Here is a 14829-nt window from a genome sequence, read left to right as displayed (position 1 = left end):
ATATTAATCTCTTATTACTTTCCAATTTAAATTTGATTTCATGATGATTTTATGAAATATATCTTTTTTCTTGCCAACAATAGGGGGTTTTACAGGTGCAAGGGCAAAAATAATACCCAACGCAGCCCCACCTATTCCAGTTAGTAAATTTTCTACAACATTAGAATCTCTATATTGTCGATACAAAGAAGTAAAAGCTTGATAATTAGCGTCTTCCATATCTCGTAGAGTGCTTAAACTTGCTGTGAAAGTACCTCTATATTCTTCAACACGACGCAAATTTGCCATACAACTCAACTCCTTACTTTTAAATTTATTTTAGGTACGTACCTAAAATAAAAGGAGTTAAAGTAGCTAAAAAAACAACCTTTATTAAAAAAATAAATGAAATATTTTTTTCACCAAATAATTTCTCTTTTCAATTTACTATTTAGTGACTTCTTTCTCTTTAAGTTAAGAAAGGAGGTAATGACATGAATGAAAAAAAGCCTATTATTGAAGTGAAAAATGATGGTGATGTTTCTATTCAAAGTATGTGTTCTCCAATTCGGAAATGTTGCCTAGAACCTGGTTGCATGGGTACTTTCGTTCCGTTGTATGGATCAACCTACGTTTTTGATCATTGTGGTTGTGATGATGTAGTTATTGCATAAAAAAAGGGGTGAATATGATGATTGGTACAGTTCTTTCTAAAAAAGATTTAACGGGATCTGACTTAGATACTAAACTAGATGTTTTATTTCAGCAAAAGAAATTCAAGAAATTGGTTGAAAAAATGCAAGAAAAGGAAAAATTTAATCCTAAACAATTGGCTGTAGAAAAAGCATACGCTTTTGAAGCAGTAGTTGGAGAAAAAGACCGAAGTGTAATGAAGTTTAATGCAACGATTATCAATTTAGTTAATGAAGAAAAAAATATCAACATTCTATACAATGAAATACCAGCATATGAGGATTATTATTTCGGACAAATTATAGAAAAAGGAAGTCCTAACAACGTTTACAGATACAAATTTGAAAACAAGGAAATTTTAATTACACACAATGAAACTGATTTAGAAAAATTGGAATTTACAAAGGAAGATATTAAAGTCAATGATCCAGATGGTATCAGCACTCAAGCTTGGTGGACAAGTGATGGTTGCTTACCAGGTGGGTATCAACATTGCGGTGGTAACTGTGGTTATAATTTAGACCATGGCGGTGATGATCCTATAAATGCGACAGATACTTGTTGTGTTGCACACGACAGGTGTTACAGAGTATTTGGGGATAATGATAATTGTTGTGATAAGGAATTGGTTTCTTGTGTTGAAGGTCACGATACTTGGGCAGCAGTTGGTATTCGAGCATATTTCGGACCACAGGGATTGCTCTGTTAAAGATTCAATAAAAAAAGCCTTTAAAAGAGTTACTTCTTTTGAAGGCTTTTTAATATGCTTTTATTTTTCTTTGGATAAGTAACTGTAAGCGAGAAAGAATAACGAAGCTATTAACATTCCTGAACTAATAACACCTATTCCCATACCAGTCCATGATCCAACAACTAAAGATACGATAAAAGTTAGAATTGACGCAAAAAAAGTTATATATGCAGACTTTTTCTTTTCCTTAGTAATTACTAAAGAAATTATAAATATAACAACGTTAATTATAAAACCTGTTCCAATTGGAATGAAAATATCCATTGTATCACCTTCAAGAAAAGTATTAACACAAACTATATATTTCCAATGATAAAGTATATCGAATATAAACTCAATCTTTTAAAAAATTGCAAATATATACGAACGCTTGTTCTGTTTTGGTTTATAATTTTAGTTGTGGTTCACTTTATATCTTAATAAAAAGATAGGGGGTTTATTACTAATGTTAGAAAAGAAATCATCAAAAGAAAGCCTGATGTTAAAATTTATCGAAAGAAATAAAGAAGCAATTCAAAACCCTATAATTGAGAGTTTTTTGGAAAATGATAAAAATTACGAGTTATTACAAAAGGCAATTACTAATCCAACTGATGAAAATAAAAGAGAGATTGATAACGCTTTTAAAGAACACTATAAAAAGATAAAGAAGATAAAGTACATTAGCAATTTGATTCGATACTTTAGTATTGACTACGATAAAAAAATTAAAAAATTGAATAAGCGTTTCTCCTTAACTCTTGATAAAGAAGTGTTAGAGGAAGGTAATACCACATACAAAGACCTTATTGAAACAAAACCCCTGTATTCTGAACAAGAGGCTTATGGTAAGAAATTAAAGGATCACATAGAGAATGATAAATTATATCAGGCGTTGAATGCACTTACAAAAAAACAATTGGAAATACTGGAATTGAAATATCTAAAAGAAATGAGTATTAATGAAATTGCTGAATTAATTGGTACAACCTCTCAAAATATTTCAAATCAACATAATAAGGCTTTAAAAAAGTTATATAAAATTATTGGATCAAGTGATAATGGGAGTGAATCAAATTGAAAGGAAATGAAATTGATTGTAGAGAAATAGAAGAAATTCTAAACAAGTTTGATTATAAAATAAAGCAATCGTTAAAAAATACAAGCTATCAAGAACAAAGTGATTTAGAGCAAGAAATCAAATTAAAAATTATAGAGAAAATGTTTACTGTTGAATTTAAAGATCCTCCTAGTATATGGTGTTTTCTAAAACCAATAGACGTTAAAGGATAGTTCCCCACCGTTTTTTTAGATAGGTGGGGTTTTTAATTTATTAATCATTTAGATACTTTTTAACTAAATCAGGCTGGAAACCTTGTACTATCTTTTTATCATTTGTTTTATTATCAATGATTAAAATAAAAGGTATTCCTACCGCATTGTACTGTTTAAGTTCTTGTGAGTATTCCCGTTTCTTTAGGTTCTTATCAATGTAACTTATTTGATTTTGTTTAAGCCACTCTTTCATTTTTACACAAAAAATACAATGGTCACTAGAATATAAAATTACTTGTTTCATCACATTTTCACCCTTCATAATTAGACTTTAAATTATAAAGTGAAAATTATTGTTGGATTTAAACCAAATAATTAAAATGTCGGAGTTGGTTTATATATTTATCTATGTATCTCTTTAGGTATTATAAAATGCTCGAAAGTTGAGGGATCTGAAAATGACACCTGAAACAATTCCGACATGGGTAAGTATAATTGGAAATTTTGGCTTTCCTATTGCCATAACAGTTTATCTATTCGTTAGATTTGAAAAAAAGTTTGATCAACTTGAAGCAGTGATTTTAGAGCTGTCGGCAGTCATTAAAGACCTAAAAAAAGATAATTAAAATTAAGAAAGGAAGGTATATATGAAGATTGAAGATTTAATGGCTTGTTATTGCAAGACAAGAGAAATATCCAACTTTTATAGCAGATGTTTAGAGAAAGAAGGCATGACAAATGAAGATAAAGAAATAATTTATGAATTACTATTAAATAGTGTAAATTCCTCAAATAAACTTAAAAAGTACTGTGAAAAAAATAGTTGAATTTGAAAAGAATAATATTCTGTTTTTCATGGTAGTTTTCCCCCTGGTTTTATGTACTTTTAATTTTTGACTAAGACTAATCATTCGGCCATTTTATTTGTGTAAAACCTCCCTAGTTGATTCTTGTGATGTATTTACCTTTATGTAAGGTCCTCCCCTAAATAACACTTCAAACTTTACCAATTACTGTATTAGGGAAAGCTACTAAAATAAAAGTAATATTATATTAACATATTTTTACTTTTTACAACATAAAAATAATCCATTTATATTAAGACAAAAGTACGAATCGATAGACACCCTGTATTCTTCTAAATACTCGTTGTTTTGGTAACGGAAAATTACATCTAAGTTACCTCAAAGTAACCTCCGTACATAAAAGTGCGTTCTTCACAGATCAATGAATTTTCGATACCATTAATACAGAATTATAGAAAGGAGAAGATAAAAATGACAAAAAAAGTTGCAGTTATCGTTACAGATCTCGTGGAAGAAATAGAATTAACAGATCCTGTTAAAGCTTATGAAGATGCAGGTCATACAGTAGAAATTATTAGTGACGAAGCAGGAAAAATGATTAAAGGGAAAAACGGTGAAGAAATAAAAGCAGATAAAGGAATTGATGAAGTAAATGCGAATGACTATGATGCATTATTAGTTCCTGGTGGCTTCTCTCCAGACTTGCTCCGAATTAATCCGAAAAATGGAGCATTCGCAAAAGCGTTTATGGAAGAAGAAAAGCCAGTATTCGCAATCTGCCATGGTCCTCAATTCTTAGTAGAAACTGACTTATTAGAAGGGAAAGAATTAACAAGCTTCGTGTCAGTTAGAAAAGACTTAGAGAATGCAGGGGCTATTGTGAAGGATGAAGAGGTTGTTGTCGATAGTAACCTTGTTACAAGTAGAACACCTGATGACCTACCTGCTTTCAATCGTGAAGCATTAAAATTGCTAAAATAAGAATCTAATAAAATCACCAGTATGCTGTCTGTAACAGCATACTGGTGATTTTTGAATACAATAAAACTTAACTTCCTATTATTCCTTCTTCCTTCAATTGGGAAATTCGCTTTTTACCCCAATCGTACATCATCTCCACAATTGGCACTAATGTCTTTCCAAGCTCTGTTACATCGTACTCCACTTTAGGTGGCATTTCTGGATAAACCTTTCGACTTATAATCCCATCATCTATTAATTCTTTTAATTGATTAGATAATGTCTTATGAGATACATGATTAAAGAGGCGTTCTAAATCACTGAATCGATGAGGACCTTCTACACCAAGATGCCAAAGAATCACTACTTTGTACTTTCCACTAATAATCGATAATGTTAATTCCTTCTCACAATTATAATCACCATTTTCCAACTTCTGCTTTATATTTTCTCTTAACGTTTCACACATAACGTTCGTAATCTCCTCCTATGCCTAAATTTAATACTTTTTGCATAAATTATCTTGGATTGACGTAATACATATATAGAGATTATATTGGTCAATTGGGACACTTCTTATGATGATGCTAATGACTCTTTTAAAATATCTATATAACATGTTGTTCAATTATCTTACAAGTGAAAAGTAATATATATGTAATCATTCACTGGTTACGCCAAGCACCGCCCCATGTTTCTCCCAAACTTGTTGTAACCGACCTGCTGGCAGCGGCCGGCTATAGAAATAACCTTGTGCGATGACCTGATACTCTTTTAGAAATTCTTTTTGTTCCTTCGTTTCCACGCCTTCAATAATAACTTGAGTATTCAAATCCTTCCCTAAACGAATCATAGCAATCAACAAAGACATCATACGACCATTCTCCGAAACATCATTAATCATAGATTTATCCATTTTCAAAGTGTCAATTTCAACATTTTTCATGACGTTCAAGGATGAGTACCCCGTACCAAAATCGTCAATTGCCACTTTCACGCCCAATTCCTTCAACTCTTGGATCAGTTGTGATGCCCCCTCGACATCTAGCATCACACTTTCTGTAATCTCTATTTCAAGATCACATGGCTGAACCTTTTCTTCTTCGACAATGGCCTTTACTTTTGATGTGAACTGTTTATCTTTGAATTGCCTTGCCGATACATTGACAGATACCCTTACTTTCGGAAGTTCTTGTTTCTCCCACTTTTTAATTTGACGGCACGCCTCTCTTAATACCCATTCCCCAATTGGAAGAATCAGTCCTGTCTCTTCCGCAATAGGAATAAATTCATCAGGAGGTACAACACCAAAAGCTGGATTCCACCGAAGTAGGGCTTCCATACCCGTAATTTTATCCGTTACTACGTCCACTTGTGGTTGATAGACTAGTGAGAACTCATCCTGCACAATGGCATTGCGTAAAGCCCATTCAATTTGTTGTTTGCGTGTGATCTTCTCATGTAATTCCTTTGTGTAGAACTGATAGTTGTTTTTTCCTGTCTTTTTAGCTAACAGCATGGCTTGATTTGATTGCCTAATGAGGTCATCAACGCTACTTTCTCCTTCGTGCATCAAACTAACTCCAATACTAATTGTAACAATCACTTCATGTTCTTGTAGTATAACGGGCTGGTTCATTTCTTTTATAAACTGTTTCGCAAGCTGAGTCATTTCCTCTTCTTTTACATTCTGTGAAATTAGGATAAACTCATCTCCGCCAACAGGGGTTGTTTGCGCTTTGGAGGGCTTATGAAACGTATGAGGAAAAGCAAGGGAAGTTCTCGAGCTATGCGTATTTCTTGATTCAAAAGGCCTTGCTCAGCCTCATTCGGGCGCGGAATCATCAGGAGGAAAAGGATGAAGTGTACAGGGCGCATCAAACAACCGACATGAGCCAGGTGTCAGCGACGCTTGAGATGGGCTTTGATCCATACCTGTACGACCAGATCAAAGAAGTGCTTACGGATAATGAAATGAAGTGGTTTAGGCTGTTTATTTTTGAGGATTTAACGATAAAAGAGATTGCGAATAAGGAGCAGGTTACGAAGGATGCCGTGAAAAACTGGGGGCGGCGGGCGAAAGGGAAAATTCGGAAACTATTAATAAATGATTAAGGAGCGGCGCAAATGTCGCTCTTTTTTCTAGTTGTTTATTATTCTAGAAGGAGAGGAGTCTTTATACCTCGAATTAATATTTTAATTATGTCGATATATGGTGTATAAGAAGGGAGATGAATCAATGAATATAAAAGAAAAGTTGGCTAATGTGGGAACAGATGGCATAATTATAGCTTTAATTTATATCTTTATACCTGCTATTTTTTGTATTTTTATGGATATTAAGGTGTTAGAGGATATTATGATCTTACTTATAGTAATCGCGATCACACCATTTGTTTATATGTACTACCAACATAAATACTTAGAAAAAGGCATAGCTTTGCTTTCAATAATAGCTCCATTTTTATTCGGCCTATCAATTAATTTATTAATAACAAGTGATACATCACCTGTATTTTTTACGATAATATATATTACTCTATTTTTAGCTTATATTATAAGTTTTGATTGGATAAAAAGAGTATTAATCGACTAAAAATAAAAAAGCTGTACTTCATTGAAGTATAGCTTTAATCATCTAATAACCCCTGTTTAACAAGAAATTCCCTTACTACGTCATTAACAATTTGTGATTTAGCTCCCCTTCCCCCTTTATCTCCTAGCTTATCGAGGACTTTGGCTACATCACCCTCAAAGTAAACGCCAATCAATTTTTTACTGTCTCTTTTCTTTTTCTGTTCTATTAAATCCTGCAATAAGTTGTGTTTCTGCATTTCTTTCTCATCGTTATTAGGTGTTATCTGGTTTGATTCTGCATTAGGTTCTTCTGTTTCTTCCGAACCTTGTGATATATCATTTTTTTCTTCTAGTGCACTATCGTTTGTCTCTTCTTGCTGTGGATCGCTGCTATTACCTTTTGGAGTATAATTAGTTTCATTTTTCAATTTATCTGTTTCCTTATCTTTGGATTGTTTTTCAGTCTTTTCTTTGTTTTTATCTTTTTGACTATTAGATTTATTATCTTTCTTTTGGTTATCAGTATTATCTTTGGATTCAGTTTCTCCATCTGTTTTAATTGATTCGTCAATATCTTCATCAAAAAAAGAAGTCATTAATTTTCTTTTCCTAGACACAATAATATTCCCCTTCCATGATTTTATAAATTCATTTCATCTACTAAATCATAATATGACTGAACTAATTTATTCTTTTTATCTACTAATGTTGCTGGTAAACCATCATATGCAATACTATTTGAAAACCGAATAGTTTTTGGTATCACCGTATCATAAAAAGTAATGTTTTCTTTGAGTGCATATTTCCTACATTCAGATAGTAATTCAGAATGTAATGTAGTTCTAGAATCTACTAATGTTCCAACAATTCCTTTTATTTTTAAGTCTGGATTCATTTTTTCCTGAAAACTTTCTATCTGACTAATAATTGTTTTAACAGACTGAACAGAATAAGGTTCTGGCGAGTAAGGGATAATAACTTCATCAGAAGCATTTAGTACGTTACCGACAAGCAAGCCAAGACTGGGTGGAGTATCAATAAGTATGTAGTCATATTCATCTTTAATCGGTTCTAACGCTTTTTTTATAATATTAAAATAGTCTTTCTTTGGAAGGTCAGTTTTTGTTAACATATCTAATTCAAATCTAATCATATAAGTGTTTGAACCAAGAATGTCAATGCTCTTATAAGCTTTAGTTATACAATCTTGTATTGGATAGTTTTCAACTAACACACTATAAACATTCGTCTCAAACTGTTTTTCTGGAATGAAACCAAATGACATTCCCACATTTCCTTGTCCATCAGTATCAACAATTAATACTCGATTCTTTCTAGAAAAAGCTTTAGAGCTATTTTTCTTTTGTGATAGCACTCCTGCCACATTGGTTGCTATAGATGTTTTTAAAGTTCCCCCTTTGTGCGTAACAATTGAGATTACTTTAGCCATTACACAGCACTCCCCTTTTAAATATAAATTTTAACGACATACCGTACTACTTTGTAGTAAGTTTAACATTAATAATCATATAGGTAAATTTTAATTATATAAAAACATATCATTAATTTGATATAATTTTTACGTTTTTTTGATGTTATAATAATATTAATAAAACATTAACATTAATATAATATTAATATATTACAAATATTTTATATACATTATGTTATTGTTATAATCAAGGTAGCTGAGTACAGTTGGACACTATAAACCAAAGGAGAGTGCTGTTAATGGAAGAAGTTAATCAATTAACAGATTTTGAACGAAAATTAATAACTATTATTCAGCATAACACTCGAAAAGGTCACAAACCTTCAATTAAAGAACTAGAATTACGTTCTGGCAGAGTTCTGGCAGACGTGAAGATGAAATTAGAGCAGTAACTCAGGATTTATAAGATCTCTACCATCTTATCACACTGGAAAAGGAATCCTTTTTTTCGGAGTTCTTTTTCTTTTACAGAAAAAACAGATAAGAGAACGTTGCAATAGTGACCAGAAGTTTAGAATCAATCTGAATTTGAATGTTCATTGAATCACCTCCTGTATTTACTATTGCAATCTTTTTTGTTAAACCCTTTTTTAATTTTTTCATCAAAATTAAAAAGAGCAGCCCTAAGGCTGCTAATATTTAATAAATCACTTCTTCGATATTATGTTTTTGAACAGCCTGTCTTATGTTTTGGGCTATCCTTTCAATAACAGGCACCACAACAGAATTACCTGCTTGTTTATAAAGGTGAGATTTAGCCATATCACTAGGTAATATAAAATCATCAGGGAATCCTTGTAACTTGAAACACTCTTTCGGTGTTAACTTACGTATCCCATGATCTGATAGAAGAAGTGGAACATTATGACCTCCTGTACCCATGTTCGCTGTTAACGTTGGACATAAGTTCGATTTATTCTCTCTCACATAAACTCTTCTCCACTGATATAAAGTGTCCTTATTTTTCATCTTCTCTTTTAGTGTTTCATAGAAAGAATATTTTTCAGGCGTATAATAAAAAGCGTCATCAACCTTACTTTTAAAGTCCACTATGTCAGAAAGGTTTCGAGTTAATGGAATAGGATTAGGAAAGTCAAAATTCCTAAATGCTTCGGGATCTTGAAACCCAACTACATAAATTCGTTCTCTATTTTGAGGGACATTTCCGTATTCACAAGCATTCATGACCTTGTGCTTAACGTAATAGCCATACTCATGCAAGGCTTCTAAAATCACTTTAAACGTATTCCCTTTATCATGTCCTACCAAGTTCTTAACGTTCTCTAAAAACACAATAGATGGTCTTTTATCTCTCAAGACTCTTACTACTTGAAGAAAAATGTTGCCTCGCTCATCTTCAAATCCTTTTCTGTAACCAGCGATTGAAAAAGCTTGGCATGGAAACCCAGCTAATAATATATCGTGATCAGGTATATCAGCACTACTAACTTCGTTGATATCTTCAGTAACTAATTCGTGATTATGGTTAAGTTGATACGTTTGACTAGCCTTTTCATCTATTTCGTTGCCCCAAACTATATTAAAACCACTTCTTTCAAAACCTAATTCAATTCCACCTACTCCTGAAAAAAGTCCTGCTGCATTCATTTTTATGTTACCCCCTATGTATTTTTTTGCGGCACGCTGCTAAATTTTGGAGAGAAGGCGACACACCTTCTCTCCCTTCTATCCGTATTAAAGCTTTTTGACTTTTTCTTTTCTTAGGTCAATAAACGCTATCGGATCAAGGTTATTAGCTTCAATTATTTGTTTTATGATAGAAAATCTAGGTCGTCTGCCTTGCTTTTGTTGATCTTCAACGGTTTGAGTTTTGCTTACTGGTATTTTCTTTAAACTATTTGAATCTAACTGAAGATCGTAAATATAGACATGATCATCTCGTTGATTCAATCGGACGAAATAAAGAGAATCAAATTCTTCCTTTGGAGAAAAACTTGAAGTGTCACGATCCCAGTTAGAAGTTGCCTTCACTTCACACACTTCACCCGTTTCAGGGTTTCGGGCATCGCCACCAGTACCTCTATTTAACTCAAAACCAAGAGCATAACACATTAATGATTCACTTATTGTCTCAGGGAAATTAATCCCCCGATTATGACTATTCTTGATAATAGAATTAAGCTCTTTCCATAACCAGTAAGCTTTTACTGCGTCTTTAAAGCGACTTTTATCAATCTTAATAAAATCGTGTAACATACAGACGGTGTGTCAGCCTTGCGTTCATTTTATCAAAAAAATAATAGTTTTAGTACTTGTTTACGCCTTTAATTCTATCAAAAAGTTTTAAAAAAATGGTAGAATAAGAACTTCTTAGCGACAAAATATTACTTAGTCGATAAGAAGTAAATGCTTGTTTAAGCTGTAATAAATAAGGTTTTAATTCAGGTGGAAATTTAAATTTTATAACACCTTCTCCTGATACATATTCAGCAGTAGATACCCAGTGCGTTAAAAACTACCCACCGTCCTTGCGGGGAATCTCAACTACTTTTGACATTAAATCCTTCACGATTTCTTTAAGTTCACTATATTTTTCACGTCCTTCTAAACCAAGCATTTCGTGGAAGTCATGAACTGATATGTCATATGTAATAAAATCTTCGTCTGAAGGTTGGATCATGCTGACCATAGTTAATGTAATATTGATATTAATGTTAATGTAAAGTTATTAAAATATTAATGATTGTAATTCATTAATTTAACAATATATTATTATTAATCAATATTTAAATTTTCATTAATATCACTTTAAATTAATATCTAATAAAAAAGGGTTGAAAATTATAACAGCATTCCGTTATAATAAAACTATATTTATTTAGTATTTTACTCACTCGTTATTATTGAGTGGTTAGTGTATTCTCCACAATTCTGGAGAAAAGACTGACGAAAAAACATTCTGTCCGTATTAATCACTACTAACGGAACAGCTGTAACTACATATAGTTACGAAAAATCATTTAATAGTGAGCGTCAAATAACCATTTATATAGATTGTTTTATTAAAAATCAATTTTTCTCTTATCAGATAAGGGAGAATTGATTTTTTTTATATACAAAATTAATAAGAAAGGAGTATTAAAATGGAACACCCTGCAATTACCTACTATAACCAACATGGTTATCTTCCTAGAGAAAAACATTACATAGATGAACAATCAGAACAGTCAATTGGTTGTTGTTCATTTTGTGATGATGAAGTCTTTGAAGATGATGAAAAGGTTATAAAGTGGGAAGATCATTATTTTTGCGATAAAGATTGCTTGGTTGAAGCATTTAATGAAAATCTTGTACCAGATGAAGCTTATCGCGAATGTTTCTAGAAGAAAGAGATTTTTAAAATTACATTTAAAAGGAGTGTATTTACATGGCGAGTGTAAATGAAAAAATCAAAAGTAAAGAAGTTGTAGCAACAAGTTCGGAAGGAATTGAACAATTAGGCTATATTTTCTGGTATTCAGTAACTTCTAATGTTGAAGTAACCAGAATTGAGCTAGAGCAACAGTTCCAAACGATTGGAATTGATGAAAATTGGTTACCAAATCCTATCCGTTCTAGTGACGCATTTAGGAGAGCTACTAAAGAGGTGCAACGAAAAAAAGTACCTACAAGCGATCCAAATATGTTTCAAAACTTCTTAGTAAGAGAGGTTTATTCAGACAATAAATTAATACAACGAAACATTGTCATTGAAACTGTTGATCACAATGGAAAACGATTAGACTACGATTCTAATGCAACTGTTATGCAATTAAATAAAGAGGATAATAGCTTTTCAATTCAATCAAGTAATAATACAGCTAGTGAACTTGCAGAACAGGCTAAACAACGTTTCCAAAAATATATTGATTACTATTCAGCTCAACAGTTACGAGTAATGATTAACAAATATCTATCGAGTTTAGCACCAACACCTGTTAGAAGTAATGGTGGAGTTTACTTTATTCCTCAATCTTTTTCAAAGGATTTAAAGAAACTTCAATTATTATGTGAATACTTACAATCAGAAGGTGTATCCGTACCACTTCAAGACACATCTGAAAATAAAAACTTGGTACTATCAAAACTCGAAAATGAGATGAAAGAAGTTTTAAATCGTTGTAAAGAATTGTCTGATCAAGAAAACCTTAAAAAACAAATATACAAAGATAGTATTGAGGAAGCAAGACGTGTCGCAAATACTTATAAGGCATATAAGGAAACATTAACAATTGATGTTAATAATCTTGAAGAAATGCTAAATGATTTGCGAATCTCGGCTGTCGAGCTAACTCAAAAAATCACTAAATAAGAAAGCACTTTTAACGTTTCTAACGTGAGAAAAAGTGGTTTCTTTTTTTAAAAACTTAAAAAAGGAGAGAAAAAATATGAAATTGCATGAAACAGGGTATGGCAAAAATCTATTAGAAAATCAAATTCCAAGTATGGTTCATTCCTTACACAGAATTGGTAATGAATTAGAACGAGCTAATCAATTAAAAGAAAGAGAATTAAGATTAAAAGAAAGAGAATTAGATCAGCAAGAAGCTTTAATTAATCTTCAGATGAAACAAAGATAAATTCAATTTTAAAAAACCAAAGGAGAGAAATTATTGTGAATAAAATTAAAGAGATAAAAGAAGCATTAAACAAAAAGTATTATGAAAGAGAAAATGAAGTAGAAGGTCTGTTGATTGGAATGTTAAGTAAGCAACATGTTCTGTTTATTGGTGAAGCAGGAACAGGTAAATCGCAGCTATCTAGTGAATTGGGTAAAATCGTTAATGGAAGTAACTATTTTCAATGGTTACCCCAATACAGCTGCTAAACGTAATACAATCCCAATCGAAGGTTCATACTTCCCCTTTTCTATCGAAATGACCGTTAAACGCGTCACGCCGATGTGATCCGCCAGTTGTTTCTGCGTGTAATGGTTTTTCTTCCGTAATTCCTTCACTCGATTATGGACGTGCTTGGTTGCTGTATGAGATTTGTTTGATTCGGTCATATAGATCACCTACTTTATTCAGTGTGTGTATAGTTTACTATACATTTTAAGGAAAAAAAAGACTTTTCAACAAAAAAAGTATTTATGGTTGTGTATCAGTCCGAAAGGGAAAGAGATTTTGAGAGAGCATTTGGTTTCGAATGATGCGAAAGTAATCAAAAAAATACCGGTGCGTTTATCGCACCGGTTATAGAGCTGTATTGACGCATTTGTTTCGCACTCTGGCAATCGCACTGGCCGTGTTTGCACAGACGGGAGTGATCGGCTCATCGTTCAACTATATAAGTGTGGTGTTAAGAAAGAAGGAGAATACCCACTGCGGTCACGAACTGCATTTTTTTAAAAAATTAACAAAATAAACCGATCCGTTATACTTACTGGATCGGTCCATCAAAATCAATATGTAATGGCTTTTCCTCATTGAGAACTTTTAAAAGTATGTGTTCCACACCAGCTTCACCCAACACCTTCGTATTTTGAGCGATTTCCGCGACGGTCATCACATCGTGATCGTTTCCTTCTAATTCGATGGCTACGTTCAAATCTCCTTCGGCTCTTGTTTTAGGGACGATAGAAATTTTAAGTGTGATTTCTGTGTTGTTTTTTATTGGTAACCCTGCCATTTGACTTGCTCCTCTCTGTGTGATTATTATATTTTCTATTGGCGGTGTTTCATAACACCGCATGATGTCAATTTGCACTTTAACGCTGTCCAAAGAGTTTTGTAATTTAGTTGTTTGTTCTCTCATTTACGGTGATCATCTTCTCTGTGGTTATCTTTACCATTGAATTGGAGTCTATCCTATAAAGTTAATGGCATAAAGATCTTATTCGTTCTTCCTTGTTATGATTATCTTCATGCCTTTTCTTGGCGGTGATCAGCACTGCATGGTTGACCATTTAACAAAAAAGAATGTTTTATAATGCACTCAACCCTAAAAATAATGGTTGGGTGGTAGTACACAAATTCAAATCCAAAATAAAGGAATAACCCATGAAATAGTTTACTTGAAAAATATCCTGTGAACAATGGCTTTCGCTTGTTGAACCTTATTTTATAAGAAAAAGTGGAGAACATTCTAGTTTACTATACCAAAAAGGCTTTATATTTTACTTCCAATGTAATAAGGCATATGCCTCTTTGTCCATTGCTTTTGGTAAATTATTTGTCTCCATTATTAACCAAAGATAAACCGTGCTCTCACGCTAACATATCTTGTACAATGACTCATTTATTAATAGACGGTAAAAACTGCTGTGCTGGGGTTATATTGTGCTATGAAAACCAATACGTTGCCAAAGATATGCT

General features: G+C 32.4%; 24 protein-coding genes and 2 pseudogenes. 13 read left to right on the top strand and 13 right to left on the bottom strand.

The annotated features are described in order from the left end of the window. Positions 1-3: 3 nt before the first annotated feature. Positions 4-288 carry a hypothetical protein gene (locus GH715_RS07335; protein WP_153834948.1) on the bottom strand — a complete coding sequence of 95 codons (285 nt, stop codon included), beginning with the start codon at positions 286-288 and terminating at the stop codon, positions 4-6. Between the two features lie 185 nt (positions 289-473). Here GH715_RS07335 and GH715_RS07330 point away from each other — a divergent pair, with 185 nt between their 5' ends. Both GH715_RS07330 and GH715_RS07325 read left to right on the top strand, forming a co-directional pair. Then, positions 474-653 (top strand): hypothetical protein, encoded by a 180-nt coding sequence (locus tag GH715_RS07330; protein WP_153834949.1) that lies wholly within the window; start codon positions 474-476, stop codon positions 651-653. A gap of 17 nt (positions 654-670) precedes the next feature. Next, positions 671-1381, top strand: coding sequence for a phospholipase A2 family protein (locus GH715_RS07325; protein ID WP_153834950.1), 711 nt, complete (start codon positions 671-673; stop codon positions 1379-1381). A gap of 60 nt (positions 1382-1441) precedes the next feature. On the opposite strand, the gene GH715_RS07320 is transcribed toward GH715_RS07325, so the two are convergent. Continuing rightward, positions 1442-1687: a YesK family protein gene (locus GH715_RS07320; protein ID WP_153834951.1), complete on the bottom strand. Its 246-nt coding sequence runs from the start codon at positions 1685-1687 to the stop codon at positions 1442-1444. Between the two features lie 181 nt (positions 1688-1868). Between GH715_RS07320 and GH715_RS07315 the strand changes: the two genes are divergently transcribed. Next, positions 1869-2483, top strand: coding sequence for a sigma-70 family RNA polymerase sigma factor (locus GH715_RS07315; RefSeq protein ID WP_153834952.1), 615 nt, complete (start codon positions 1869-1871; stop codon positions 2481-2483). Continuing rightward, positions 2480-2695 (top strand): hypothetical protein, encoded by a 216-nt coding sequence (locus GH715_RS07310; RefSeq protein WP_153834953.1) that lies wholly within the window; start codon positions 2480-2482, stop codon positions 2693-2695. Before GH715_RS07315 ends, GH715_RS07310 begins: the two co-directional genes overlap by 4 nt. A 40-nt stretch (positions 2696-2735) precedes the next feature. Here the strand turns inward: GH715_RS07310 and GH715_RS07305 are convergent, their stop codons facing one another. Beyond that, positions 2736-2981: a glutaredoxin family protein gene (locus tag GH715_RS07305; RefSeq protein ID WP_163578520.1), complete on the bottom strand. Its 246-nt coding sequence runs from the start codon at positions 2979-2981 to the stop codon at positions 2736-2738. A gap of 154 nt (positions 2982-3135) precedes the next feature. Between GH715_RS07305 and GH715_RS07300 the strand changes: the two genes are divergently transcribed. Together GH715_RS07300 and GH715_RS07290 are read left to right on the top strand one after the other, a co-directional pair. Beyond that, complete coding sequence (locus GH715_RS07300) at positions 3136-3303, top strand: YvrJ family protein (RefSeq protein ID WP_153834955.1); 168 nt, start codon at positions 3136-3138, stop codon at positions 3301-3303. A 651-nt stretch (positions 3304-3954) separates the two neighbouring features. After that, the gene (locus tag GH715_RS07290) at positions 3955-4464 is read left to right on the top strand and encodes a type 1 glutamine amidotransferase domain-containing protein (RefSeq protein WP_153834957.1); all 510 of its coding nucleotides are present in this window, start codon (positions 3955-3957) and stop codon (positions 4462-4464) included. 67 nt (positions 4465-4531) lie between these two features. Here GH715_RS07290 and GH715_RS07285 read toward each other — a convergent pair whose 3' ends face one another. The 3 genes and pseudogenes from GH715_RS07285 to GH715_RS21770 form a co-directional block, all read right to left on the bottom strand. Beyond that, positions 4532-4912 carry a winged helix-turn-helix transcriptional regulator gene (locus tag GH715_RS07285; protein ID WP_153729521.1) on the bottom strand — a complete coding sequence of 127 codons (381 nt, stop codon included), beginning with the start codon at positions 4910-4912 and terminating at the stop codon, positions 4532-4534. A gap of 192 nt (positions 4913-5104) precedes the next feature. After that, a complete protein-coding gene (locus GH715_RS07280; RefSeq protein WP_267463678.1) occupies positions 5105-5962 on the bottom strand; it encodes a putative bifunctional diguanylate cyclase/phosphodiesterase in 858 nt (285 codons plus the stop codon). Then, positions 5936-6154: pseudogene (locus GH715_RS21770) on the bottom strand (diguanylate cyclase domain-containing protein); the annotation flags it as partial. The pseudogene GH715_RS21770 and the gene GH715_RS07280, both read right to left, overlap by 27 nt. Positions 6155-6171: 17 nt before the next feature. Between GH715_RS21770 and GH715_RS07275 the strand changes: the two are divergent. Both GH715_RS07275 and GH715_RS07270 read left to right on the top strand, forming a co-directional pair. Continuing rightward, entirely contained in the window at positions 6172-6558 is a 387-nt protein-coding gene (locus tag GH715_RS07275) for a sigma-70 family RNA polymerase sigma factor (protein ID WP_153834959.1), read from the top strand. Between the two features lie 124 nt (positions 6559-6682). Next, the gene (locus GH715_RS07270) at positions 6683-7039 is read left to right on the top strand and encodes a hypothetical protein (RefSeq protein ID WP_153834960.1); all 357 of its coding nucleotides are present in this window, start codon (positions 6683-6685) and stop codon (positions 7037-7039) included. 34 nt (positions 7040-7073) lie between these two features. Here GH715_RS07270 and GH715_RS07265 read toward each other — a convergent pair whose 3' ends face one another. Next, on the bottom strand, positions 7074-7637 hold the full coding sequence (locus GH715_RS07265) for a hypothetical protein (RefSeq protein WP_153834961.1): 564 nt from the start codon (positions 7635-7637) through the stop codon (positions 7074-7076). A gap of 23 nt (positions 7638-7660) precedes the next feature. Next, positions 7661-8470 carry a ParA family protein gene (locus GH715_RS07260; RefSeq protein WP_153834962.1) on the bottom strand — a complete coding sequence of 270 codons (810 nt, stop codon included), beginning with the start codon at positions 8468-8470 and terminating at the stop codon, positions 7661-7663. A gap of 248 nt (positions 8471-8718) precedes the next feature. Between GH715_RS07260 and GH715_RS07255 the strand changes: the two genes are divergently transcribed. Beyond that, positions 8719-8904: a hypothetical protein gene (locus GH715_RS07255; RefSeq protein ID WP_153834963.1), complete on the top strand. Its 186-nt coding sequence runs from the start codon at positions 8719-8721 to the stop codon at positions 8902-8904. Positions 8905-9151: 247 nt separating this feature from the next. Here GH715_RS07255 and GH715_RS07250 read toward each other — a convergent pair whose 3' ends face one another. From GH715_RS07250 to GH715_RS21515, 3 genes and pseudogenes are all read right to left on the bottom strand, one after another. Continuing rightward, positions 9152-10120, bottom strand: coding sequence for a DNA cytosine methyltransferase (locus tag GH715_RS07250; RefSeq protein WP_153834964.1), 969 nt, complete (start codon positions 10118-10120; stop codon positions 9152-9154). Between the two features lie 87 nt (positions 10121-10207). After that, the gene (locus GH715_RS07245) at positions 10208-10729 is read right to left on the bottom strand and encodes a Bsp6I family type II restriction endonuclease (protein WP_153834965.1); all 522 of its coding nucleotides are present in this window, start codon (positions 10727-10729) and stop codon (positions 10208-10210) included. Between the two features lie 49 nt (positions 10730-10778). Then, positions 10779-11174 (bottom strand): annotated as a pseudogene (locus tag GH715_RS21515) (replication initiation protein). Between the two features lie 442 nt (positions 11175-11616). Between GH715_RS21515 and GH715_RS07230 the strand changes: the two are divergent. The 4 genes from GH715_RS07230 (at position 11617) to GH715_RS07215 (ending at position 13340) form a co-directional block, all read left to right on the top strand. Continuing rightward, complete coding sequence (locus GH715_RS07230) at positions 11617-11856, top strand: hypothetical protein (RefSeq protein ID WP_153834967.1); 240 nt, start codon at positions 11617-11619, stop codon at positions 11854-11856. Positions 11857-11900: 44 nt separating this feature from the next. Further along, the gene (locus GH715_RS07225) at positions 11901-12824 is read left to right on the top strand and encodes a DUF6744 family protein (protein WP_153834968.1); all 924 of its coding nucleotides are present in this window, start codon (positions 11901-11903) and stop codon (positions 12822-12824) included. Between the two features lie 76 nt (positions 12825-12900). Beyond that, the gene (locus tag GH715_RS07220; RefSeq protein WP_153834969.1) at positions 12901-13092 is read left to right on the top strand and encodes a hypothetical protein; all 192 of its coding nucleotides are present in this window, start codon (positions 12901-12903) and stop codon (positions 13090-13092) included. Positions 13093-13127: 35 nt separating this feature from the next. Continuing rightward, positions 13128-13340 carry a hypothetical protein gene (locus GH715_RS07215; RefSeq protein WP_153834970.1) on the top strand — a complete coding sequence of 71 codons (213 nt, stop codon included), beginning with the start codon at positions 13128-13130 and terminating at the stop codon, positions 13338-13340. Here the strand turns inward: GH715_RS07215 and GH715_RS07210 are convergent. Further along, on the bottom strand, positions 13320-13520 hold the full coding sequence (locus GH715_RS07210; protein WP_153834971.1) for a helix-turn-helix transcriptional regulator: 201 nt from the start codon (positions 13518-13520) through the stop codon (positions 13320-13322). The genes GH715_RS07215 and GH715_RS07210 overlap by 21 nt on opposite strands. A gap of 374 nt (positions 13521-13894) precedes the next feature. After that, on the bottom strand, positions 13895-14143 hold the full coding sequence (locus GH715_RS07205; protein WP_205601839.1) for a hypothetical protein: 249 nt from the start codon (positions 14141-14143) through the stop codon (positions 13895-13897). Positions 14144-14829 lie beyond the last annotated feature (686 nt).

Origin of the sequence: Gracilibacillus thailandensis (genome assembly GCF_010994055.1) — a bacterium.
Lineage (GTDB): Bacteria > Bacillota > Bacilli > Bacillales > Amphibacillaceae > Gracilibacillus > Gracilibacillus lacisalsi.
The sequence above is the reverse complement of the archived record's forward strand: the minus strand, read 5'-3'. Positions and strand labels throughout refer to the sequence as shown.